This window comes from Vibrio sp. CAU 1672 (genome assembly GCF_029223195.1).
Taxonomy (GTDB): Bacteria; Pseudomonadota; Gammaproteobacteria; order Enterobacterales; family Vibrionaceae; genus Vibrio.
The window spans coordinates 60702-82146 of the sequence record NZ_JARHUF010000008.1 but is presented as its reverse complement, the minus strand read 5'-3'; the positions used below and the strand labels follow the sequence as shown (position 1 = coordinate 82146).

At 51.3% G+C, this 21445-nt stretch carries 17 protein-coding genes; 4 read left to right on the top strand and 13 right to left on the bottom strand.

The genetic code is table 11. From position 1 onward, the window contains the following. Nucleotides 1-52 precede the first annotated feature (52 nt). The 13 genes from P2G85_RS09670 to P2G85_RS09610 all read right to left on the bottom strand — a co-directional run bounded on the left by P2G85_RS09670 (nt 53) and on the right by P2G85_RS09610 (nt 15792). Nucleotides 53-1447 (bottom strand): uracil-xanthine permease family protein, encoded by a 1395-nt coding sequence (locus P2G85_RS09670; RefSeq protein WP_275863896.1) that lies wholly within the window; start codon nt 1445-1447, stop codon nt 53-55. Between the two features lie 235 nt (nt 1448-1682). Then, entirely contained in the window at nt 1683-3764 is a 2082-nt protein-coding gene (gene recG / locus P2G85_RS09665; protein WP_275863895.1) for an ATP-dependent DNA helicase RecG, read from the bottom strand. 105 nt (nt 3765-3869) lie between these two features. Then, nucleotides 3870-4553: a tRNA (guanosine(18)-2'-O)-methyltransferase TrmH gene (gene trmH, locus P2G85_RS09660; RefSeq protein WP_275863894.1), complete on the bottom strand. Its 684-nt coding sequence runs from the start codon at nt 4551-4553 to the stop codon at nt 3870-3872. A gap of 60 nt (nt 4554-4613) precedes the next feature. Next, nucleotides 4614-6734: a bifunctional GTP diphosphokinase/guanosine-3',5'-bis pyrophosphate 3'-pyrophosphohydrolase gene (gene spoT, locus P2G85_RS09655; protein ID WP_275863893.1), complete on the bottom strand. Its 2121-nt coding sequence runs from the start codon at nt 6732-6734 to the stop codon at nt 4614-4616. A gap of 39 nt (nt 6735-6773) precedes the next feature. Continuing rightward, nucleotides 6774-7046, bottom strand: coding sequence for a DNA-directed RNA polymerase subunit omega (gene rpoZ / locus P2G85_RS09650; RefSeq protein WP_005379346.1), 273 nt, complete (start codon nt 7044-7046; stop codon nt 6774-6776). A gap of 189 nt (nt 7047-7235) precedes the next feature. Then, on the bottom strand, nt 7236-7859 hold the full coding sequence (gmk, locus tag P2G85_RS09645; protein ID WP_275863892.1) for a guanylate kinase: 624 nt from the start codon (nt 7857-7859) through the stop codon (nt 7236-7238). Nucleotides 7860-8160: 301 nt separating this feature from the next. After that, nucleotides 8161-9384, bottom strand: coding sequence for a hypothetical protein (locus tag P2G85_RS09640; RefSeq protein ID WP_275863891.1), 1224 nt, complete (start codon nt 9382-9384; stop codon nt 8161-8163). Between the two features lie 9 nt (nt 9385-9393). Beyond that, nucleotides 9394-10026, bottom strand: coding sequence for an energy transducer TonB (locus P2G85_RS09635; RefSeq protein WP_275863890.1), 633 nt, complete (start codon nt 10024-10026; stop codon nt 9394-9396). Nucleotides 10027-10030: 4 nt separating this feature from the next. Then, nucleotides 10031-10438 (bottom strand): biopolymer transporter ExbD, encoded by a 408-nt coding sequence (locus P2G85_RS09630; protein WP_275863889.1) that lies wholly within the window; start codon nt 10436-10438, stop codon nt 10031-10033. 26 nt (nt 10439-10464) lie between these two features. Continuing rightward, nucleotides 10465-10992, bottom strand: coding sequence for a MotA/TolQ/ExbB proton channel family protein (locus P2G85_RS09625; RefSeq protein ID WP_275863888.1), 528 nt, complete (start codon nt 10990-10992; stop codon nt 10465-10467). Between the two features lie 9 nt (nt 10993-11001). Further along, a complete protein-coding gene (locus P2G85_RS09620) occupies nt 11002-12363 on the bottom strand; it encodes a MotA/TolQ/ExbB proton channel family protein (RefSeq protein WP_275863887.1) in 1362 nt (453 codons plus the stop codon). A 3-nt stretch (nt 12364-12366) separates the two neighbouring features. Then, entirely contained in the window at nt 12367-13131 is a 765-nt protein-coding gene (locus P2G85_RS09615) for a DUF3450 domain-containing protein (RefSeq protein WP_275863886.1), read from the bottom strand. A 66-nt stretch (nt 13132-13197) separates the two neighbouring features. Beyond that, a complete protein-coding gene (locus P2G85_RS09610) occupies nt 13198-15792 on the bottom strand; it encodes a TonB-dependent receptor (RefSeq protein ID WP_275863885.1) in 2595 nt (864 codons plus the stop codon). Between the two features lie 820 nt (nt 15793-16612). On the opposite strand from P2G85_RS09610, the gene P2G85_RS09605 reads away from it, so the two are divergent. Genes P2G85_RS09605 through P2G85_RS09590 form a run of 4 tightly spaced genes read left to right on the top strand, consistent with a single transcriptional unit; the run spans nt 16613 to nt 21416 of the window. Next, nucleotides 16613-17638, top strand: coding sequence for an ABC transporter permease subunit (locus P2G85_RS09605; RefSeq protein ID WP_275863884.1), 1026 nt, complete (start codon nt 16613-16615; stop codon nt 17636-17638). 1 nt (nt 17639) lies between these two features. Then, nucleotides 17640-18683, top strand: coding sequence for an ABC transporter permease subunit (locus tag P2G85_RS09600; RefSeq protein ID WP_275863883.1), 1044 nt, complete (start codon nt 17640-17642; stop codon nt 18681-18683). A gap of 39 nt (nt 18684-18722) precedes the next feature. Then, nucleotides 18723-20549, top strand: coding sequence for an extracellular solute-binding protein (locus P2G85_RS09595; protein ID WP_275863882.1), 1827 nt, complete (start codon nt 18723-18725; stop codon nt 20547-20549). A gap of 9 nt (nt 20550-20558) precedes the next feature. Beyond that, nucleotides 20559-21416 (top strand): ABC transporter ATP-binding protein, encoded by an 858-nt coding sequence (locus P2G85_RS09590; RefSeq protein ID WP_275863881.1) that lies wholly within the window; start codon nt 20559-20561, stop codon nt 21414-21416. Nucleotides 21417-21445: the final 29 nt, after the last annotated feature.

Sequence of the window (21445 nt, the reverse complement as noted above, 5' to 3'; positions counted from 1 at the left end):
TTTCCGCGTCCGGCTTGGGTTAACCAGTGTTCAGCCGCAGAGGCAGGCGTGATTAAGAAGGTTCAACTTCCTGCTCTGGGAGCGTTGCTGCAGGCTCTGGCTGGGTTTCCGGCAGAAGTAGGTTGAGGAGAATCGCCGTGATGCCCCCAGCGGCTACGCCGGTGGAGAAGATGCTTTTGATAAATTCTGGCATAAACTGAAGAATTTCCGGTTTTTGTGCAATCCCCAGTCCCATTGAGAAAGACAGTGCCATGATCAGGATAGCACGGCGGTCGAGGTCAACGCGCGAAATGATCCGGATGCCAGCGGCCGCGATGGTGCCAAACATCACTAAGGTTGCACCGCCCAGGACCGGCTCAGGAATGAGTTGGACAAAGCCCGCCACACCCGGGAACAGGCCCAATAACACTAACATGGCGGCAATGAAGTAACCGACGTAGCGGCTGGCCACACCGGTCAGCATGATAATGCCGTTATTCTGGCTGAAGGTGGAGTTGGGGAAGCTGTTGAATACGGCGGCAATCGCTGAGTTGAGGCCGTCCGCCAACACACCACCTTTAATCCGCTGCATATACACCGGGCCTTTGACCGGCTCTCCGGAGACTTCCGATGTGGCGGTGATGTCACCAATCGCTTCCAGTGCGGTGATAAGGAAAATCAATACCAGCGGAATGAACAGTGACCAGTCGAAGCTCAGGCCGTACTGCATCGGGATCGGCAGGGCGACCAGAGCGGTATCATTCATTTGACTGGTGTCGACCATGCCGAGCAAATACGCCAGCACATAACCGACCAGCATGGCGATCACTATCGAGGCAACACGGATATAAGGGTTGTTCGAGCGGTTCAATACCACGATCAGGCCAAGCACAGTACCGGCCAGCGCCAGATTCTCCAGGCTGCCGAAGGTACCATTCCCCATCGCCGCGTAGCCGCCACCCATTGATACCAGCCCGACCTGGATCAGGGTTAAACCGATCAGGGTGACCACAATGCCTGATACCAGCGGGGTGATCACCCGGCGGGCATGTTCCAGCACGCGAGACAGCAGGATCTCGGCAAAAGACGCCACCAAAATGGTGCCGAAAATCGCCGCCATCATGCTGCTGATATCTGCCCCTCCGGCTTTGAGCGACAGGCCGGCACCGATGATCGGGCCAAGAAAGTTAAAGCTGGTGCCTTGAACTGAGAGCAAACCAGAGCCAACAGGGCCAAAAGTGCGAATCTGAATGAACGAAGACACCCCAGAGGCAAACAGTGACATACTGATAATGGTGTTGGTTTGATCCGCAGGCACGCCCAGAGACTGGCAGATGATCAGCGACGGGGTGATCACCGCAACAAACATCGCCAGTAAGTGCTGTACGGCGGCAAACAGGGTTTGGGGTAGGGGTGGACGATCGTGTAATTGATACACCAGTTCCGAAGTTCGGTTTGAAGTTGTCATGGTTTGTCTCGCTAGTCGCAATAGTAGTCGTCCCAGAACTCGCTGAATGGGAGGGCTGGGTGGAGCTGACGTCATCACCTGTGATTGCTGTTAATCAGTGTCAGCTCAGGTTGGTGAAGTGTGACAAGGGCCACACCATCAATTTTGTGCGGCATTATAGACAGTTTTTGTTAAAAAGCAAACGTTTGCTATTGGTGGCGGCGTCAGCCGAACAATTGCATGAACCGCCGTGTATTTACGCTTTGGAGTAAATATCCCGCTCTCCGAGCCAGCGGTCGATGATCGCGCTGGCGTTGGCCGGGTAGTTGTCGTGAACGTGACGGGCGATGCGCTGCACTTCGGGGATCAGGCGCTGATCGCGCACCAGATCGGCGATTTTGAAATCCGCCAGGCCGGTTTGCTTGGTGCCGAGTAATTCTCCCGGTCCGCGGATTTCGAGATCTTTCTGGGCGATCACAAACCCGTCGTTACTTTCGCGCAGCACCGCAAGGCGTTTTTGTGCGGTTTTGGACAGTGGCGAGTGGTACAGCAGCACACAGTGGCTGGCCACTGAGCCGCGGCCAACCCGGCCGCGCAACTGGTGGAGCTGGGCAAGACCGAGCCTTTCCGGGTTTTCAATGATCATTAAACTGGCGTTAGGCACATCCACCCCCACTTCAATGACGGTCGTTGCCACCAACAGGTGTAGCTTGTTGTCTTTGAAGTCCTGCATTACGGCTTGCTTTTCTGCTGGCTTCATCCGGCCATGTACCAGACCAATCTTGACCTTCGGCAGCTTGCGCTGTAGCTCCTCGGCGGTATCGGCGGCCGCTTGTGCCTCCAGCACTTCGGATTCATCAATCAGCGTACACACCCAGTAGGCCTGTTTGCCTTCATTCAGGCAGGCATGGCGTACCCGTTCGATAATGTCATTGCGTTTGGTGTCGGGAATCGCGACGGTTTGGATCGGGGTTCGCCCGGGTGGCAGTTCATCAATCACCGAGGTTTCCAGATCCGCGTACGCGGTCATTGCCAGCGTGCGCGGGATTGGGGTCGCCGTCATGATCAGTTGATGTGGATATGCACCTTGTCTGGCCCCTTTTTCACGCAGCTCTAACCGCTGGTGGACGCCAAAGCGGTGTTGTTCATCAATGATCACTAATGCCAGATGGTGAAAAGAGACGTGTTCCTGAAACAAGGCGTGAGTACCCACTACCATCTGTGCTTCACCGTTGGCGATGCGCGCGAGTTGAGCCTCTTTGGCTTTACCCTTTAATTTGCCAGCGAGCCAGCCGACCTGAATGCCCATGCTTTCAAACCAGTTAGCGAAGTTAATTGCGTGCTGCTCGGCCAGCAGTTCGGTTGGTGCCATCAGCGCCACCTGATAGCCATGTTCTATCGCTGTGACGGCGGCGAGTGCGGCAACCAGGGTTTTTCCTGAGCCGACGTCGCCCTGTACCAGGCGCATCATCGGGTGCGGATTTTTGAGATCTGTTTCAATTTCGCTTACCACGCGAGTTTGTGCGCCGGTGGGGGAAAAAGGCAACTGGGCCAGAAGTTGCTGTTTGAGCTTCACGCAGGGAGCTAATGGCAGGGCTGCATCTTGCTGGCTTTTACTGCGCACGGCCAGCATCGACAGGTTTTGTGCGAGCAACTCTTCGATGATCAGGCGGATTTGTGCCGGATGACGACCCTGATCAAACTCATCCAGATTGATGCTTGGCGGCGGGCGATGAATGGTATGCAGTGCCTGCGTCATTGTGATTTGGTGGTGATACAAACCAGACGGCAGCAGCTCCTGAACGGCGGCTTTATCCAGTAATCCCAGCGCTTGCTCGGTGAGGTTACGCAGGGTAATTTGGCGCAGGCCGTCAGTGGTCGGGTAAACCGGGGTTAGATTTTGTTCTACCGCGGGTTGTTGCTCACTGGTGTAAAATTTGTAGTCAGGATGGACGATTTCCAGCCCCATGTTGCCGCGCTTGATTTCCCCGTAAGCGTGTACTGACTTACCCTGGGCAAAATTGTTCTTCATTGCTGCGGTAAAATTGAAAAAACGCAGGGTAATGCTGCCGTTGCCGTCGCTGATCTTAACCGTCAGCATTTTACGTTTGCCAAAGATGGTGTCCACCGCCATGACTTTGCCTTGCACGGCGGCCCATAAACCGGCATGCAATTTGACGATCGGGTAAACGCGCGTGCGGTCTTCGTAACGCAGTGGTAAGTGGAACAGCAGATCTTGAACCGACAGTAAGCCGATTTTGGCGAGTTTCTCTGCGACTTTCGCCCCAACACCGGACAGGGAGGTTAAAGGGACAGCAGACAACAGTTGGGCAGACATAGCAGGCTCAAGAAAATGGTTAACATAGCAGTATGTTAACCATTGAGCTGTGTTTTTGTACAGGAAAAACTGAAGGCAAACAGGAGATAAGCGAGTCAGGTTGGACTAGGCTTTTTGCATCTCCTGCCACCATGCCTCGTCGGCGATGATCTGGCCTTCGTTATCGAGTTGTGGGTAAGCCAGCCCTTTGCGTTTGGCGACTTTGGCCAGCACCGGGTGGCCGCGCTCAAACAGAATGCGCTGGATAGTCTCTGCCGGCAGGGCACTTTCGGTGCGATCGTACATGCCTGCAGCCTCGCGCTGACGCTGCGCTTCATACAGGATCACTGCACTGGCGACCGATACGTTCAGCGACTGCACCATGCCTATCATCGGAATGATGATGTCCTGATCGGCCAGTTTTTTCGCCTGCTCAGAAGCGCCGGTTTTTTCGCTGCCGAGAATGATTGCAGTTGGCTTGGTGTAGTCGATTTGGCGAAAATCCACTGCGGTCTCTGACAAATTGGTTACCAGTACCTGCATGCCTTGCGCTTTCAGCTCACTAATTGCAGCGTCAATGGTCTCATGGGTTTCCACTTCTACCCAATTGCGTGCGCCAGCCGATGTATGGCCCAGGGTGCGCATTTTGTCAGGCCAGATGGCATGAATTCTATGCAGGCCGGTAGCGTCGGCGGTACGCACGACAGCAGAGACGTTATTTGGTTTATGTACTTCTTCGAGGCACAGGGTGAGATCGGGCTGGCGAGCTGCCAGGACGTGGTGAATACGGTGGTAGCGTTCTAGGTTCATAACAATTATCAAGCAAACAAAAAAATCGCCACCCAATGTGATTGGGTGGCGAGAGGCGGGTTAGTTCTTTCTGCGCCGGACTCGGATCGCATGCGGCATTGCTTTAATCTTACGCATGATGCCAGCAAGATGGACACGGTCTTTGGTGGTCAGCAACACGGTTACCGTGTACAAACGGCCATCACGTTCTTCGGTCGACAGGCCATGGATGTTTGACCCGGTTTTGGAAATTACGTTGGTCAGTTCTGCCAGCGCACCCTGGTGGTTGAGCATGTCGACTTTCAGCTCGGCGATAAACTCTTTGTCGTACTCATTTGACCAGGCGACCGCCATGTATCTCTCGGGTTCTCGCTGGTAACCGCGTACATTCGGGCAGGTTTCACGGTGTACGACCAGGCCACGCCCTGGAGATACATGGGCGATGATGTGATCATCCGGGATTGGATGGCAGCAATTGGCAAAGGTCAGCAGCAGGCCTTCCGACCCGCGGATCGGCAACTTCTTGCTTGAGTCGCTTGGGATTGAGCTGGTGGTGGTCAGCTCATCGGTATCACCCAGCAGACGGCGGGCGATCACGATACTCATCAGTTCACCCAGCCCGATCGCAGCCAGCAGGTCATCAACCGTGTCTAAACGCAGATCCGTCAGGACTTCCTGGATGTTTTCCGGGTAAATCGAATCAATGTTATGGCGGCCGAGCGCGTGATTGAGCAGGCGGCGACCTAAGGTGATCGACTCTTCACGACGCATGGTCTTCAGCACCTGACGGATTTTAGTCCGGGCACGCGAGGTGACGACATAGTTCAGCCAGGCGGCATTCGGCCGTGCCCCTGGTGCACTGATGATTTCGACCGTTTGACCGTTTTTCAGCGCTTTACTCAGTGGGTAAGGGTTGCGGTCAACGCGGGCGCCAACACAAGAGTTACCTACATCGGTGTGTACCGCATAGGCGAAGTCGACCGCCGTCGCGCCGAGCGGCAGTTCCACAATCCGCCCTTTTGGTGTGAAGACGTAAATCTCATCCGGGAACAGATCTGATTTGACGTTTTCAATGAATTCAAATGAGTTGCCCGCGCTTTGCTGCAACTCAAGCAGGCTTTGCATCCAGCGCTGTGCCTTGACCTGGGCGGTGGTACCGGAGGTATCGCCTCTGTCTTTATACGACCAGTGGGCGGCGACCCCTTTGTCGGCCATTTGGTCCATGTCTTCGGTTCGGATCTGAACTTCAACCGGAACGCCATGTGGGCCGACCATCGAGGTGTGCAGTGACTGATAACCGTTGGCTTTCGGTACCGCAATGTAATCTTTCATTCTGCTCGGCCGCGGCTTGTACAAACTGTGCACTTGCCCTAGTACGCGATAACAGCTGTCGGCGGTGTCGACCACCACGCGGAACGCGTAGATGTCCATGATGGTGTGAAAGCGCTGCTCTTTGGTTTTCATCTTGTTATAGATGGAGAACAGGTTTTTCTCCCGTCCGAGCACCCGGGCATTGAGGCCAAAGTCTTGCAATCGGCCTTCAATTTCACTGTGGATGCGCTGGATCATCTCTTTACGGTTGCCCCGCGCGGTACGGACCACTTCTTTCAGTACTCGGTAGCGGTTCGGGTAGAGGGCCTCAAAGCCAAGCTCTTCCAGTTCGGTTTTGATGTTATGAATACCAAGGCGGTGAGCGAGGGGAGAGTAGATTTCTAACGTTTCACGTGCAATACGGCGTTTCTTATCTGGACGCAACGCGCCAAGCGTACGCATGTTGTGCGTGCGGTCAGCCAGTTTGATCAGAATCACGCGAATGTCCTGCACCATGGCGAGAACCATTTTGCGAAAGTTCTCTGCTTGCGCTTCTTTGCGATCGCGGAACTTGAGCTTATCCAGCTTAGACACACCGTCCACCAGTTCAGCGACGGTGAGACCAAACTGGCCTTCAAGGTCTTCTTTGCTGACGTCGCAGTCTTCGATTACATCGTGCAGCAGCGCCGCTTGCAGCGTTTCGATATCCAGGCGCATTTCGGCCAGGATCCGGGCAACGGCAACGGGGTGGATGATATAAGGTTCACCGCTGGAGCGGGTTTGCCCGTCATGGGCATCGCGCGCGACAATATAAGATTGACGCAGAGCCTCAATTTGAGGCTCTGTTAGGTATTCTTGGACAACGTCTTTGAGGCTATCGAATAGATACAAATTATAGGCCCGGGAAGTTGTGGATGGCTAAAGTCGGAATTAACGGTTGTGAGCGATGCTGCTTACTGCCGCCAATTCTGCTGCTTCTTGCTCTTGCTGTTCCTGACGCTCGCGAGCATCCAGAACTTCTTTTGTGATCAAACCTTCTTCGATTTCGCGCAGAGCGATAACCGTCGGCTTATCGTTCTCTTCTGGCACTAGTGCATCTTTACCGCCAGTTTGCATTTGACGAGCGCGGCGAGCCGCAATCAGTACTAGGTCGAAACGGTTGCCAACTTTTTCAACAGCGTCTTGAACAGTTACGCGTGCCATGAGGACTCCAAATAGTTAACTAAATTTTTAATGACGAGAAAGTATACAGTCTCAGCGAGTTATTTACTAGCGATAAGACATGTAACCTATATAAGCAATATAAGCTTCCTTAGCGGAATAAAGAAGCGAAAATTTGTATCGAGGCCAAATAACTTCCAACTGCAGGGTTATTTCGGCCCCTATCCAGAACTAGTCTGCCAGCAGTGCGTCAAGCATACCTTTATATTTGGCAGCCTGTTTTTCTTCCTTCAATCTTTCCGCGCGCAGGATGGCTTTAAAGTCGACTAATGCTGTATCAAAATCATCATTGACGATCACGTAGTCGTACTCGTTATAGTGAGAGATTTCCGATTTGGCTTCGGCCATACGTTTGGCAATCACTTCATCACTATCCTGGCCGCGGGTATTCAGACGGCGCTCCAGTTCACCATTGGATGGTGGCAGGATGAAGATACTTTTGGCTTGTGGCATTTGCGTACGGATCTGGCGTGCACCCTGCCAGTCGATGTCCAGAAAGACATCGATGCCTTTTTCTAACGTTTCTTCAATCCAGGCCCGGGAGGTGCCGTAGTAGTTACCAAATACTTCAGCGTATTCCAGGAAGTCACCTTGTCCGATCAGAGCTTCAAACTCATGCTTGGCGACAAAATGGTAGTGGACTCCGTTCTCTTCACCCGGGCGTTTATCACGAGTGGTGTGTGATACTGACACTTTCATCGCATACGTCGGGTTACGTTCCAACATCGCTGAGATTAAGCTGGATTTACCTGCGCCGCTTGGTGCAGATACGATATAGAGAGTACCTTTGCCCATTGTACTGTTCCACTTTGGTTGGATTGGTGCATGTCGAAGGAGATGCCCGACATGGTGAATTACGTTCGAACTGGCCAGGACTACGCCCCGATGTGATCGGTTGGTTGGTGATTATCCCGCCAGAAAAATGGAGGCGAAGAGTATCACGATCTTTGCCGGGTTGCCAGATGATCTTCTGGCGCTTTTGCTGCCGGGGGCGTTTGCGTGGTCACGAAAAAAGGGGAAGCTTTCACTTCCCCAGGCGTGCGACTGACTCACACTTAAACCTTCCATCATCAAGCCAGCGGCTTAGTTAGTCAGGTTATCCTTGCGTCTCCAGGAAATTGATCCACGGTCTGACGACCGTTTTCATATTCGGAGACTGAGCGGCACTTCGCATGGCTTGCAGCGCTCTGTTCGGCTGTTTTAGCTCAAAGAAAGCCATACCACGAATGTACGCTAACTCTGCTTTTTGCTCTTTTGAGGCGTCGGGTGCCGAGGTACTGACAAACACCGTTGCATCAGAGTACTTTTTGGCTTGAATCATCAAACGTGCAATCTGAATTTGGGTTCCGGCTGTTGGTTTTAAGTCAAAGGCTTTTGTATAAGCCACAATAGACTCGTCAAGCTCTTTCGCTTGCTGCCAGAAACTGGCCAGCCTTTCGTAGTTCTCCTTCGTGGCTTCTATATTTCCGTTGGCAATTTCCAGTTGCAGTACTTTCGCGGCTTTATATGGAATGCCCTGATAGGCCAAAAAGTTCACGAAGCGAAGATACTCTTTTTCCCCTTCCAATTTGCCCATTTTGTAAACCACTTCCAGGGCCGCCAGAGAGTTACGTTCCTGGTTTAGCTCCATGTATACGCCGGAAAGCTGCATCCAGTAACGTTTTTTACTCGGGTATTTCGATGTCAATGTCTTTAATACGCTAGCGACACTTTTCAACTGACCTAATTCATAATGGGAAGCCATTAAAATTAAGTACCACGATTCACTTGGATTCTTACTCATTGCAATCGCCTTTTTGGTTGGCGGGATTGCTTTTCTGTAATCTTCCATTTGGACGTAGGCACTGGCCAGGGTGATGTAAGCGTGAGCTTGTGGTTTCTCGTCTGTTGTTTCAGCTATTTTGAACCACTTATTCATGGTATCAACGGATAACTGGAACTCCTCTTCCGCCAGGTAAAGCTGAGCCAGGCTGTAGCGCACTTGCTGCGCGACAGGAACCGGGAGCGCATCTTGCTTTAACGATTTTGCAAAGTACTGGGATGCCTTGGCGTAATTGTCTTGCAGAGAGTACAAAAAACCCATCTGCTGTAATAAGACCGCACGATCATATTTCTTTGACGTGGTACTTTCCAAGGCGCTGGTTAGCTTTTCGGCCGCTGCGGCGTACTTTTCTGTTGCAATCAGCTCCTGGACTTTATTGACGGTACGAAATGTGCGGTCTGATAGCTGAGGGGCTTCTTTCGCCATTGCAGGCGTGGCTAACGCCACACCTGCAAGGAGAATTAAAGAAGCCACTCTGTTTTTCCATAACTTTTTCATCGTGACTCCTTAGTTGATTGAAAATTCAATCTCTTGTGCTAGACGAGCACTGACGGGCTTCCCATCAACCAGCTTAGGTTTAAAGGTCCATTTTGAAACCGTTTTTTTGGCGGCTTTACCCAGTCCGAGGCGACGTGGATCTTCTTTGACGATTTTGATGTCTTCCACAGAACCCCGCTGATTAACGGTAAACTCAAGTAAGACAACGCCTTTTTCAATCCCTGCTTTAGCGGCTTTTCTTGGCATCTGCGGTTGGAAGGTTGCCAACGGTGTTGGACCTCCGTTACCGGCCAATTGTGCGCTTCCACCCTGAGAGTAGTGACCAAGCACGGAACCGCCGGTAACGTTGACAGGCAGATCCAAATCAGGCATGTCCATCGGAACTTGTTCCATTACCGGTTTGACCGTTGACGTCACCTTCATTTCCGGTGGCGGCGGCGGGCGTTTCGGCGGTGGCAGTTTTGGTAGTTCGCGTTTCTTTTCCTGTACTTTTTCGTCCGGTTTCACGCGAATGAAGTCCACCATACGTAGGTCTTCATTCGATGTGAGTTCGTGGCGCTCTTTGTTTACCAGCTTGTCCATCCCCCAGAACAATCCGAGAGAGACAACGAGCGCCAGTGCAAGTGAGGCCAGATACCGCATAGGCTTAATCCTTATTGGTAGCGGCAATGGAGATGCTTTGGACACCTGCCATTCGGATCTGGTCCATCACCTTGACGACGACACCGGCATTGGCTTCTTGATCGGCCTGGATAACCACAGCGCCATCCGGGCTTTCTGCCCGCAGGCGTTCGATGTTGGCGCGCACGGCATCCACTTCAATGCGGCGTTTATCTACCCATACGTCACCGGCTGCGCCGACCGCAACCATAATGTTGCCCTTTTTCACGGTCTGTGCGGTGCTGGCACTGGGGCGGTTTACATCAATACCGGCTTCTTTAACAAACGATGTTGTTACGATAAAGAAGATCAGCATGATAAATACGATGTCGAGCATCGGTGTCATGTCGATAGCGGTTTCGTCGTTGCTATCGCTGCTATAGCGTCTTTTCATGACCTATACCTCTAATTCCATTTACATCAGGCAATGTGCTTAAGCTTATCTTCCAGCTTTTGCGTGGTAACTTTGGCTAAATGATCAAGACGTGAGCTAAAAAACAGTCCTGATAATGATGCCACCATTCCCGCAAGCGTGGGGATTGTTGCCTTTGAGATCCCCGAGGCCATAGCTCGAGGGCTTCCTGTTCCGGTTACAGCCAAAATATCAAACACCTGGATCATACCGACCACCGTGCCGAGCAGGCCAAGGAGCGGGCAAAGTGCGATCAGTACTTTCACGATCGGCAACCCTTTTCGGTTTTCCATGTCCTGGCGAGAAACGATTTCTTGTCGGATCATTTTGGCATTCCAGCTTTGGTGTTCTGGTCGCTGCTGCCAGAGGCTCACGGCTTTTTTTCTTGCTTTGGGCGCAACGGCCACAAAGTAAAACCAGCGCTCTAACAATACGGCCCATAACATGAGGCTGAGGATAAAGATGGCGACGAGTACCTCGCCACCCATGCCCAAGAAGCGTCTAATCGATTCAAGTTCTCCAATTAACCACCACATAGCGCCTCCTTAACTTTCGGCTTTATGCAGTTTTTCCTGATAGCGAGCGATGAAACCTGCACTCTGTTCTTCAAGAGTTTGAACCAAACGGCGGCCTTTGCTGTGTACGAGGGTGTACAGGAACAGCAGAGGAATTGCGACAACCAGACCTAACATCGTCGTCACCAGAGCTTCCGAGATGCCGCCGGCCATCAGTTTCGGGTCACCGGTACCAAACAGGGTGATTGCCTGGAAGGTGCCGATCATCCCCATTACCGTACCAAGCAGGCCAAGTAGCGGCGCAACGGAGGCAAACAGTTTGATTGAACTAATGAAACGCTCAATGCTTGGGGCGTTACGCAGGATAATCTCATCCAGTTTCGCTTCCAGATCCTCCAGGTTGTCACCTTTGTGATCCTGATAAGCTTGGATCACTTCACCCAATGGGTTGCCAGGGATAACCGTATCGCTCTTGGCTTGTTTGCGCATCTTGCCACCGATCACCAGCAGGCGCAGGTAACAGAACAGGGCAACCAATGCACCGACGGCACCCATACTCAGGATCACGTAACCGACAATACCACCCTGATCAATCCGTTCCTGAACGGTCGGGCTTTGTACTAGCAGGGAAAGAATCACCCCGCGAGACGGGTCAAGGAACAGAGGCTCATAGGTGCCCGAGGCATTTTCGAATCCCGCAACGTGACGGGTAATGTTTTTTGATGGCTGGCGCGACAGTTCTTCAAACTTGGCGGTTTGAGGCACGTAAGTAACGTATTTGCCATCGGCAATGGCGTTGAACTCACCGATCAGGGTCACGTCAGTCACGGCTTCATTACCTTCACCATAGACAACCGTCGCCTGGGTGGTGCTGGTTTCACCTGAGGCCACCACTTGCTGTAGAATCGTATGCCAGAACGCTTCAAGCTCCTGGGTCGAAGGCAGTTCTTTACTCTCAGCCAGTTTGGTCAGCAGTGCATCGCGCTCGGGGAACTGAACCGCATTTTGCGATGCCGCGAATAGCCCTTTGAACTCGCTGGCGTACTGGCGAACCACACCAAACATTTCGCCCAGTGTGCCGGAGCGCACACGCAGGGTTTCGGTCAGCTCGGTCAGCTTTTTATCGTTGCCATCAAAGGTGGCCTTGAGCTGGTCACCAAGTTTTTGCTCGGCTGCCAATTCGGCGCGGGCTTGCTTAAGCAGCGCCGCTTGCTGATTGCGGTTTTGTCTGAACTCGGCCTCACGGGCTTTGTTTTCTTTTGATTCAATAATGCTTTCTGATTTGACGCTTTTCAGTAGTTCATTCAGCGATTGTGGTGTTTCGGCATGTGCGCCGGAAAGCATAAAGAGGCTGGCCAGCAGGCCAGCAGCTAGTGTTTTGAATCCTTTCATGTCTTATTTCTCCCCAGCAAATACAGGCAATTTGATCAGCGCTGGTGGCGCCTGTTTCTTAGCGATGCGAATGCCTTGCTGTACAGCGATACGGTAGCTTTCTGGTAGTGATTCCCATTGACGGGTTTGTTGGTTCCACATACCGGTTTCCTTGCCATCCGGAGATTGGAACAGCAGCGCGGAACGGCCAAGTCGCAGGAAGTCGTAGGTGACGATCTTACCATCGCGGTCGAGGCTGGCTTTGTAAGACTCGATCGAGCGCGAGAAGCCTTCTTCGATTTGATACGCTTCCATCACTTTGCGGAATTTTTCTGAAGTGGTAACGTCGGCGCGATCCATCAGGCGGCGCAGTTCAGCAACCCGCTTGTTACGCTCTTTAGTCTGAAACGGCAGATCCAGCATGACGAACTCATCCAGGGCATCGATCATCTTCAGCGTTAGCGGTACCACCTCAGTGGCCGTCTGATCGATTTGTGCGATCTGGTTATTTAATGAGTCCAGTTCACCCTGCTGAGATTGAACCATACGGTTGATTTGCTCATTGTAGACTTTCATGCTGTCGATTTGACGCAGTAAGCCTTTGTATTCAGCCAGCATGCCTTCGGTGCTTTCAGCGTAGTCATCAATTTTTAGCTGAGATGCTTCAGAAGACTTGTTTGCTTTTGCTTGCTTTGAGACAACAGTACCTGAGTCTGCCGCAATAGAAGCACTGCTGATAGAGAGCAATGCTGCGGCGATAGCACTAAGGCCAAATTCCTTGAATTTCATGTTGCATCCTTGTCAGTGTTTAAGTCAGTCGAAAAGGGCGCGGAAATTTCCGCGCCAAAGTTATTATTAGAAGTCGTATGCTGCTTCGATGTATACCTGGCGGCCGACTGGATCGTCGTACTCGTCAGCGTAGAATGGTGAAGTATCGTTAAGTGGATCTGCTGGTGGCGCTTTATCAAACAGGTTGATGGCACCAAGCGTTACACGACCACTTTCATTGAACTGGTAAGACGCGGTTAGGTTCCAAGTCGTCATGCTGGCGATTTCAGCGCGGTAACCTGCATCTTTGGCTTCTTGACAGTTGTCAAAGTAGTATTGGTTAGCGTAGCTAGAACACATGCGGTCACGGTATTTACCGAACAGGTTCAGAGATACGTCTTCGTATACCCAGCCCAGGTTTAGTGTTGCGGTGTATTCAGGCATGAAGTCTGTTTCGTCGATAACTGGTTCACGATCATTTTCTTGATATTCCGCAATTAGGACTTTGGTTACAGCCAGACGAGAGCTGAATGAACCCATCGAGTTGGTGTCGTATGCGTAACGTACAGCCAGGTCAATACCAGAACGTTTTTCAAACGATTGGTTTACCGGACCGTAAGAGACAGATTTAATCGTACCGTCTGCGTTACGTACCACTTCCGTACCTGGGTATTTACCTGGATCATTGATAACGTCTTGGTAGCTAGGTGCGGTTACCACGTCTTCCATCTTGATGTGGTACCAGTCAACCGTCACGCCAAGATCATCAACAGGCTCCCATGCAATACCTAAGTTGATGTTTTCACTTGTTTCTTCTTTCAGCTCTGAGTTAGGGCCGTTGACCGTGTCAAAGTATTGGGTATCACACTCTGGGTATTGATCCGCATCTTGTGGGCCACTACCGCCAGCTTGAGCACACAGTACCGGGTCGAAACCTGAGCCAAAGCCTCGTGTCTCTTGACCAAACAGACGCTTCAAGTCTGGGGCACGGAAGCCCAGGCCGTAACTACCACGCAGTAGTAAAGTATCGGTTGGACGGTAGGCTAGAGACACCTTCGGTGTAAATGCACCACCTGTGGCTGAGTCATCGAAGTAGTGGTCGTAACGGCCAGCGATTGTCATTTCTAGATCTTCGATGATCGGGATTAGCGCTTCCGCACCAAGACCAATCTGATCACGCTCACCACCACCAGAGGTGCCGCCCAGGCCAGAGAAACCGCCCGCCGCTGTGGTTGCATCAATGCTTTCGTTGTAATCCGTACGGTTCCACTCACCGTAAACCGCGAAGCCTGAAGTGCCGGCAGGAAGTTCAACAAGGTCACCAGCGATAGAGCCATTCAGTGAGTAAAGTTTAGAGTAAGCCTCTTTTTCAGATTTACCCGTATATTTATCAACGGTTTCTTGAGAAATTGGCCCCAGTAGATCTACATCACCATCTTGTACTGCCTGGTCTAGCGTGTTGTAGATAGCCGGATTATCCGTGTCAACATTTTGCTCTGAGTAGCTCGCATACAGATCCCAGTCGTAGGCATCAGCCAACAGGCCGTTCAAACCAACCGTCAGGCCAAATGAGTTTGCTTCAGTGTTGCTTTCTCGTGGGCCAAACTCCACCATACGACGTGTGTATTCACCCGCACCACGGAAATGGTTTTCATCTACTTCGACGTTGTACGGATTTGGTTCGAACTCTGACTCAGTTGATTTGTAGCCCAAACGTGCTTCTGCCATCGCCGTGAGATCGTCATTAACGTCCATTTCACCACGAAGCAATAAATCAAATTGTTTGTTTTCAGGTTTCAGCGTGCGGTATGCCGAGCGGTTGAACCCACATTTGCCATCAGCGCGGTCTACGCCGTGTTCACCCACGACCTCTTTACAGGAAGAGCCTTCATCCGCTGGGGTTAAATGCGATCCGTCTTGACCATAGAAGTTCGCACCGTAGCTAGAGTAACCGCTGATGTGTGAACGGTTTGAGTTGTCATTCCCCGCCCAGTCACGGTCGCTTTGCTTAAGCATTTCGTTGCCAGCGAACTGACCAACGAACAAAATGCGTTTGTCGTCGTAGTCTTTACCCGCAACGATGTCTAGTCGGCCATTTTTATAACCGCCATCGGTCGCATCACCGGCACGAACTTTAACAGACACGCCATCAAAGTCTTTTTTCAGGATGAAGTTAACGACACCACCGATTGCATCAGAACCGTAGATCGCAGAACCAGAGTCAGTCATCACTTCTACGCGCTCGATCGCCGCGACCGGAATCTGACCAATATCTTGGAAGTTAGACGTGCCACCTGCTGCCAGTGGGTATTGAGGAAGACGACGGCCATCAATCAAAATTAGGGTACGGGATGCACCCAGGCCACGGAGGTTGACCGATTGCGCCGCAGGAGTAAATGAGAAGGAGTTCGTTTGCGCCATTACACCACCGGTGTTCTGAGTCAAACTGTTTAAGATATCCTGCGCACTATTGAAACCTTTTGATTCAATATCTTTGCTGTTGATTACGGTAACAGGGGAAGGCCCTTCCATGTCCGTCGTTGAGATACGCGAACCGGTTACTTTCATCTTCTGGAGTTTTTCGACTTGTTGCTCTTCTGCCTGAGCTGCGAATGGTGCCACTGCTACCGTGCCCAATGCCAGGCTGATCGCAACAGATAAAGCGGTTGTGTTTTTATACATCCTTGTTGCTCCGATTATTATTATTTCCTATGCGCGGTCATTAATTGACCGTTTGTGACGTTAATATTTCGTTAACGCTGCGGCAATGTATACCTGAGAAGAAAAGAGGAAGTCAAACCAGTGGTAAACAGAGATAAAGAAATGTAAAAAAGATGTAAATGACCAAATGTGACCTGAATCATAGAATAATTTTCTGAAATCTATTGCTTAATCGAGATCAAATCTTAATAAAACACCGTATTTTGTGTTTGTTGTAAAGTTTAATGACTTATATTGTGTCTGCTTTCCAATGGGGGGGACGCCTCTGTAAAATAGGAAATTATTAGCATAAAGTTCTGAGGTGGTTTTTTTCATCCATGCAGCGCATGTTAACCCAGTTTTGTCTGTTGGTATCAGATATTGATACCCTTTGTGCTTAAAGGGCTCATTGGCGTTTTAGTGTCCAAATTGCCGACACTGGAGGTGTCTAAATATGTTGCCATATTGCATTTTTATTTAGGCCTTTGACTCTAATATGCCCAGATTGATCTGCTGTATGAATGGTTTTTGCGGGTTTTTATCTTTTTTTATAAAAGTTCCATTTTTTTTTATGTCGGAGGGAGTTTGTCATGTTTTGGCAGCAAATACTTGAAGCAAATCGAGTTTCGAGATAAATATGACGCTGAGATTATTGCGGTAGTAGAAAAAACTGCGTACTGAAGCGAAGGGAGCGCGTTTCAATAGCTTTGGTTACCGCTGTATAAGTATGCGCCATTTTAGGCCGGAAATTATCCTCTCAATCTGCCTGATAAATGGACAGTGGACATGGAGTAAGTTGTATATGCTGTCATATTTTTTACGCCGACTCGCGTTGGTCGTACCCACCTTCTTGGGGATTACCATCCTGATCTTCGCCATTACCCGTTTTGTACCCGGTGGCCCGGTTGAACGTATGCTGTCGCAAATGCAGTCGCAAGGCGATGGTGCGGCGGCCATGACGTCGGCGGGAGGGAACACGGCGCTGTCTGAAGACCAGATTGCCGAACTGAATGCGTTTTATGGTCTGGACAAGCCGGTGACCGAAGCGTACATCGACTGGCTAAGCCGCCTGGTGGTGCTCGATTTCGGTGAGTCGACCCGTTACTACGAGCCGGTCTCGGATATGATTGCCGAGCGATTACCGGTGTCGCTGTTTTATGGCGGCATGACTTTTTTCATCAGCTATTTTATCTCGATCCCGCTGGGGTATTACAAGGCGCTTAAACATGGCTCGGTGTTTGATTCGGCGTCCTCGATCCTGATTTTTGTCGGTTACGCCCTGCCAGGCTATGTGGTTGGGGTGTTGCTGATCACGTTGTTCAGCTATCACCTTGAGTGGTTCCCGATGGGGGGCTTTGTCGGGGATGACTTTGATGATTTTGAAACCCTGTTTGAGCAGGTGAAGGACATCATGTGGCATGCGGTATTGCCGTTGATCTGTTATCTGATCGGCGATTTCGCCACGCTGACGATGACGATGAAGAACAACCTGATGGAAAACCTGTCATCCGATTATATCCGCACCGCGATCGCCAAAGGCCTGCCGTTTAAAAAAGCGGTACGCAAGCACGCGTTGCGTAACAGCCTGATCCCGATTGCCAGCCACTTTGGTAACTCACTGCTGTTCTTTATGACCGGTGCGTTTCTGATTGAGGTGATTTTTAATATCGACGGGATAGGCCTGCTGGGCTATGAGTCGATTATGGAGCGGGATTATCCGGTGGTGATGGGCATTGTCGCAATCAATGCGATGTTGCTGCTGATAGGTAACATCATTTCTGACATCTGTGTCGCTTTAGTCGACCCACGAGTGAAGTTTGGAGCGTAACATGATCAAAGTCAGCCCGTTAACGCAAAAGAAATTCCGTCACTTCAAAGAGATCAAACGTGGTTACTGGTCGTTTATTATTCTGACCACCATGTTGGTGCTCTCTTTGTTCGCCGAGTTGCTGATCAACAGCAAAGCGCTGGTGGTGAAATACGAAGGCGAATATTTTTTCCCGGTAGTCAGTGACGTGCGTCTTGGCAGTGAGTTTGGTCAGGCGTCATCCAGTGAGGCAGATTACCGCCAGCTCCAGCAGGCATTTGCTGCCGAAGGCGGTGATAACTACGTGATCCTGCCCATCGTGCCGTGGAATCCGTATGAGCAGGATTTCAGCGGTGATTTTCCTCCGACCGCCCCGAGTGCCGAAAGTCAGCATTATCTGGGTACGGACGTGATTGGCCGCGACATTCTGGCGCGTCTGGTGTATGGCTTCCGTACCGCGATGGGCTTTGCCTTGATGACCATGGCGATTTCGTACGCCATCGGTACCGCGGTTGGCTGTGCGATGGGGTTCTGGGGGGGTAAGTTCGACCTGTTTGTCCAGCGCCTGATCGAAATCTGGTCGATGGTGCCGTTCTTGTACGTGATCATGATCCTGGTCTCAATCGTTCAGCCGACCTTCAGCCTGTTTGTTGCGATTAACGTGCTGTTTGGCTGGATGGGGATGACCTGGTATATGCGCACCATGACTTATAAAGAGTCCGCGCGTGAATACGTGATGGCGGCCCGTGCGCTGGGGGCATCCACTCCGCGCATTCTGTTTAACCATATTCTGCCCAATACCATGGTGATGATCGTCACCCTCGCGCCGTTTACCATCGCAGCCAACATTACCGCACTGACCGCCCTGGATTACCTGGGACTGGGCCTGATGCCGCCGACCCCTAGTTGGGGGGAATTGTTGCAACAGGGTAAGTCGAACCTCGACTCGCCGTGGATCGTGGCATCGGTGGTTTCTTCTATCGTGTTGGTCCTGGTGATGGTGACCTTTATCGGTGAAGCGATTCGGGCGGCATTCGACCCGAAAAAGTTCACGCGCTATGTTTAATACACAGTCACTGTGAGCGAACAATAAAAAGGGAATTTTATGAAAAGATTACTGTTGGCATCGACCCTAACGGCGATCAGTATGGGCGTTATGTCGGCAACTCTGCCGGCAGATCTGGAATGGCAGAGCAACTGGGATGCGCCGTTGTTTGCTTCGGAACAGGCTCAGTTTGGCGGGACCTACCGCACGTATTTGTCCAGCTTCCCGCAGACCCTACGCAGTGTCGGGCCCGATTCTAATTCCGGTTTGCGCTCGTGGTTTGCCGATGATGTACCGAACCTGGTCAGTATGCATCCCAACACGCTGGAATGGATCCCTGATCTGGCCAACGAGTGGGCATTTGGTGACGACAATAAAACCGTCTATTTCAAGCTTAATCCACAAGCAAAGTGGTCAGACGGCAAGCCGGTGACGGCCGATGATTTTGTCTTTATGCTCAAGTTTTACCGTTCGAAAGACATCGTCGCCCCCTGGTACAACGAGTATTACAGCAAGCAAGTTGCCGATGTGATCAAGTTTGATCAGCATACGCTGGCATTTGTGGCCGGGAGCGAAAAAAATAAAGATGATTTGCTTTATTCGCTGGGCGGGCTGACGCCTCGGCCAGCGCACTTCTATGCCAATCCTTCCAAGGATGAAAATGGCGACGGCATTGATGATAACTTTGTGCGCAAATACAATTTTAAGAGTGAGCCGACCACGTTCGCTTATTACCTGGATGACGTCAAAAAAGGCAAAAGTGTCACCTTTAAGCACGTGGGTGAGGACTGGTGGGGTTACAGTAACCGCTACTATCAGCATCGCTACAATGTGGAAAAAGTGCGCATGACCGTGATCCGCGATCACGACATCGCTATGAAGCATTTTGAGAAAGGCAAACTGGATTCGTTTGCTCTGGTGATGCCGAGTTTATGGCACGACAAGTCGAATAGCGAACCCTACCAGAAAGGCTATATCGCCAAGTTCTGGGGGTATAACCAGTACCCGCAAGGGGCTGGTGGCCTGTGGCTGAATACCGCCAATCCACTATTGAGTGATCTGAATGTGCGCAAAGGGGTCGCCCTGGCCACCGACTTTGACGGCATGATCGAAAAAATCACCCGCGGGGATTACGTGCGCCAGCCGAATGCGCTGGGTGTGGGGCATGGTGAGTATGATCTGAGTGATGCGGTGCCGCCGAAGTTCGATCCCGGGCAAGCGGCTGAATACTTTGCCAAGGCCGGGTTTGATAAGCTGGATGCAGAGGGTATCCGGGTCAACGACCAAGGCCAGCGCCTGAGCTTTGCCATCACCTACAGCTTTGCGGTGCATACACCGCGGATGTCCTTCCTGAAAGAGCAGGCCAAGCTGGCCGGACTGGAGTTTACCCTCAACCTGGTCGATGGCTCATCGGCATTCAAGTACATGCTGGAGAAAAAGCATGAAGTGGCGTTCCTGACCATGGGCACCTTTGAAGTGCCGCAGTACTGGGGCTATTTCCACTCCGTGAATGCCAATAAACCCCAAACCAATAACTTCACCAACTACAGCACCCCTGAGCTGGATAAGCTGATCATGGCGTTCAAGCACGAATTTGACCTTGATAAGAAACGCGCTATCTCCCGCCAGATCCAAACCATCGTCAATCAGGCTGCGGTGATTGTACCGGGTTACATGGTGCCTTATACCCGTGAGGGGCATTGGCGCTGGTTGAAATACCCGAAACAGGCGATGACCAAACGTTCGGCAGCGCTGTTTTCTTCCGTGGCTCCGGGGCTGGGCTTGTACTGGATTGATCCCGATGTGAAAAAAGAAACCCTAAAAGCGATGAAGTCAGGTAAGACGTTCGAGCCTGTCGTGGTTATCGACGACACCTATAAGTTGTAAGGCGGTGTTATGGAAAACGATGTAATTCTTAGTGTTAGAGATCTTGAGGTGGAGTTCACCACCGATGATGGCCCGGTAAAAGTCCTGCATGGCGTGAACTTCGATGTTCGTGCCGGGCGCACGCTTGGCCTGGTGGGCGAGTCGGGCAGTGGTAAAAGTGTCACCTCGATGTCGATCATGGGGCTGTTACCCAGACCGTACGGTAACATTGTTAATGGCCAGGTGCTGTATCGCGGTACCGATTTGGTGTCTCTGCCGGCCCGGGAAATGTATGCCATGCGCGGTAACCGTATTTCGATCATTTTCCAGGATCCGATGACGGCCTTGAACCCGGTGCACACTATTGGCCGTCAAATTAACGAGGTGCTTGAACTGCACCGACCGGATTTGGACAAGAAAGAGCGTGATGCCTATTCGATAGAGATGCTGGCGAAAGTCAAAATCCCGATGCCGGAAAAACGCCTTAATGAATACCCGCATAATTTGTCCGGCGGGATGCGCCAACGGGTGATGATCGCCATGGCCCTGGCGTGCAAACCGGATATTCTGATCTGTGACGAGCCAACCACTGCGCTTGATGTTACGGTACAAGCATCTATTCTTGAGCTTATGAATGAACTTCAGCAAGAAACCGGGATGGCGATGATTTTCATCACCCACGATCTCGGTGTCGTGGCAGAGGTGTGTGATGATGTTGCGGTGATGTACGGTGGGCGGATCGTAGAAAATGCAGAAATTTTTGAACTGTTTGATCATCCCAAACACCCTTATACCGAGCGTCTGATGGGCCTGATGCCAAGCTTAGACAATGAACCGAAGCAGATGATCGACATTAAGCCGATTGATGCCAGCATGTTTGCCAACTAACCATGGCAAAGTGAACGCGTCATAAAAGA

Bases quoted from the DNA above. Each gene is read 5' to 3' on its own strand.
- P2G85_RS09670 (WP_275863896.1), bottom strand. From the start codon at position 1,447: ATGACAACTTCAAACCGAACTTCGGAACTGGTGTATCAATTACACGAT.
- recG (WP_275863895.1), bottom strand. From the start codon at position 3,764: ATGTCTGCCCAACTGTTGTCTGCTGTCCCTTTAACCTCCCTGTCCGGT.
- trmH (WP_275863894.1), bottom strand. From the start codon at position 4,553: ATGAACCTAGAACGCTACCACCGTATTCACCACGTCCTGGCAGCTCGC.
- rpoZ (WP_005379346.1), bottom strand. From the start codon at position 7,046: ATGGCACGCGTAACTGTTCAAGACGCTGTTGAAAAAGTTGGCAACCGT.
- gmk (WP_275863892.1), bottom strand. From the start codon at position 7,859: ATGGGCAAAGGTACTCTCTATATCGTATCTGCACCAAGCGGCGCAGGT.
- P2G85_RS09640 (WP_275863891.1), bottom strand. From the start codon at position 9,384: ATGAAAAAGTTATGGAAAAACAGAGTGGCTTCTTTAATTCTCCTTGCA.
- P2G85_RS09635 (WP_275863890.1), bottom strand. From the start codon at position 10,026: ATGCGGTATCTGGCCTCACTTGCACTGGCGCTCGTTGTCTCTCTCGGA.
- P2G85_RS09630 (WP_275863889.1), bottom strand. From the start codon at position 10,438: ATGAAAAGACGCTATAGCAGCGATAGCAACGACGAAACCGCTATCGAC.
- P2G85_RS09625 (WP_275863888.1), bottom strand. From the start codon at position 10,992: ATGTGGTGGTTAATTGGAGAACTTGAATCGATTAGACGCTTCTTGGGC.
- P2G85_RS09620 (WP_275863887.1), bottom strand. From the start codon at position 12,363: ATGAAAGGATTCAAAACACTAGCTGCTGGCCTGCTGGCCAGCCTCTTT.
- P2G85_RS09615 (WP_275863886.1), bottom strand. From the start codon at position 13,131: ATGAAATTCAAGGAATTTGGCCTTAGTGCTATCGCCGCAGCATTGCTC.
- P2G85_RS09610 (WP_275863885.1), bottom strand. From the start codon at position 15,792: ATGTATAAAAACACAACCGCTTTATCTGTTGCGATCAGCCTGGCATTG.
- P2G85_RS09605 (WP_275863884.1), top strand. From the start codon at position 16,613: ATGCTGTCATATTTTTTACGCCGACTCGCGTTGGTCGTACCCACCTTC.
- P2G85_RS09600 (WP_275863883.1), top strand. From the start codon at position 17,640: ATGATCAAAGTCAGCCCGTTAACGCAAAAGAAATTCCGTCACTTCAAA.
- P2G85_RS09595 (WP_275863882.1), top strand. From the start codon at position 18,723: ATGAAAAGATTACTGTTGGCATCGACCCTAACGGCGATCAGTATGGGC.
- P2G85_RS09590 (WP_275863881.1), top strand. From the start codon at position 20,559: ATGGAAAACGATGTAATTCTTAGTGTTAGAGATCTTGAGGTGGAGTTC.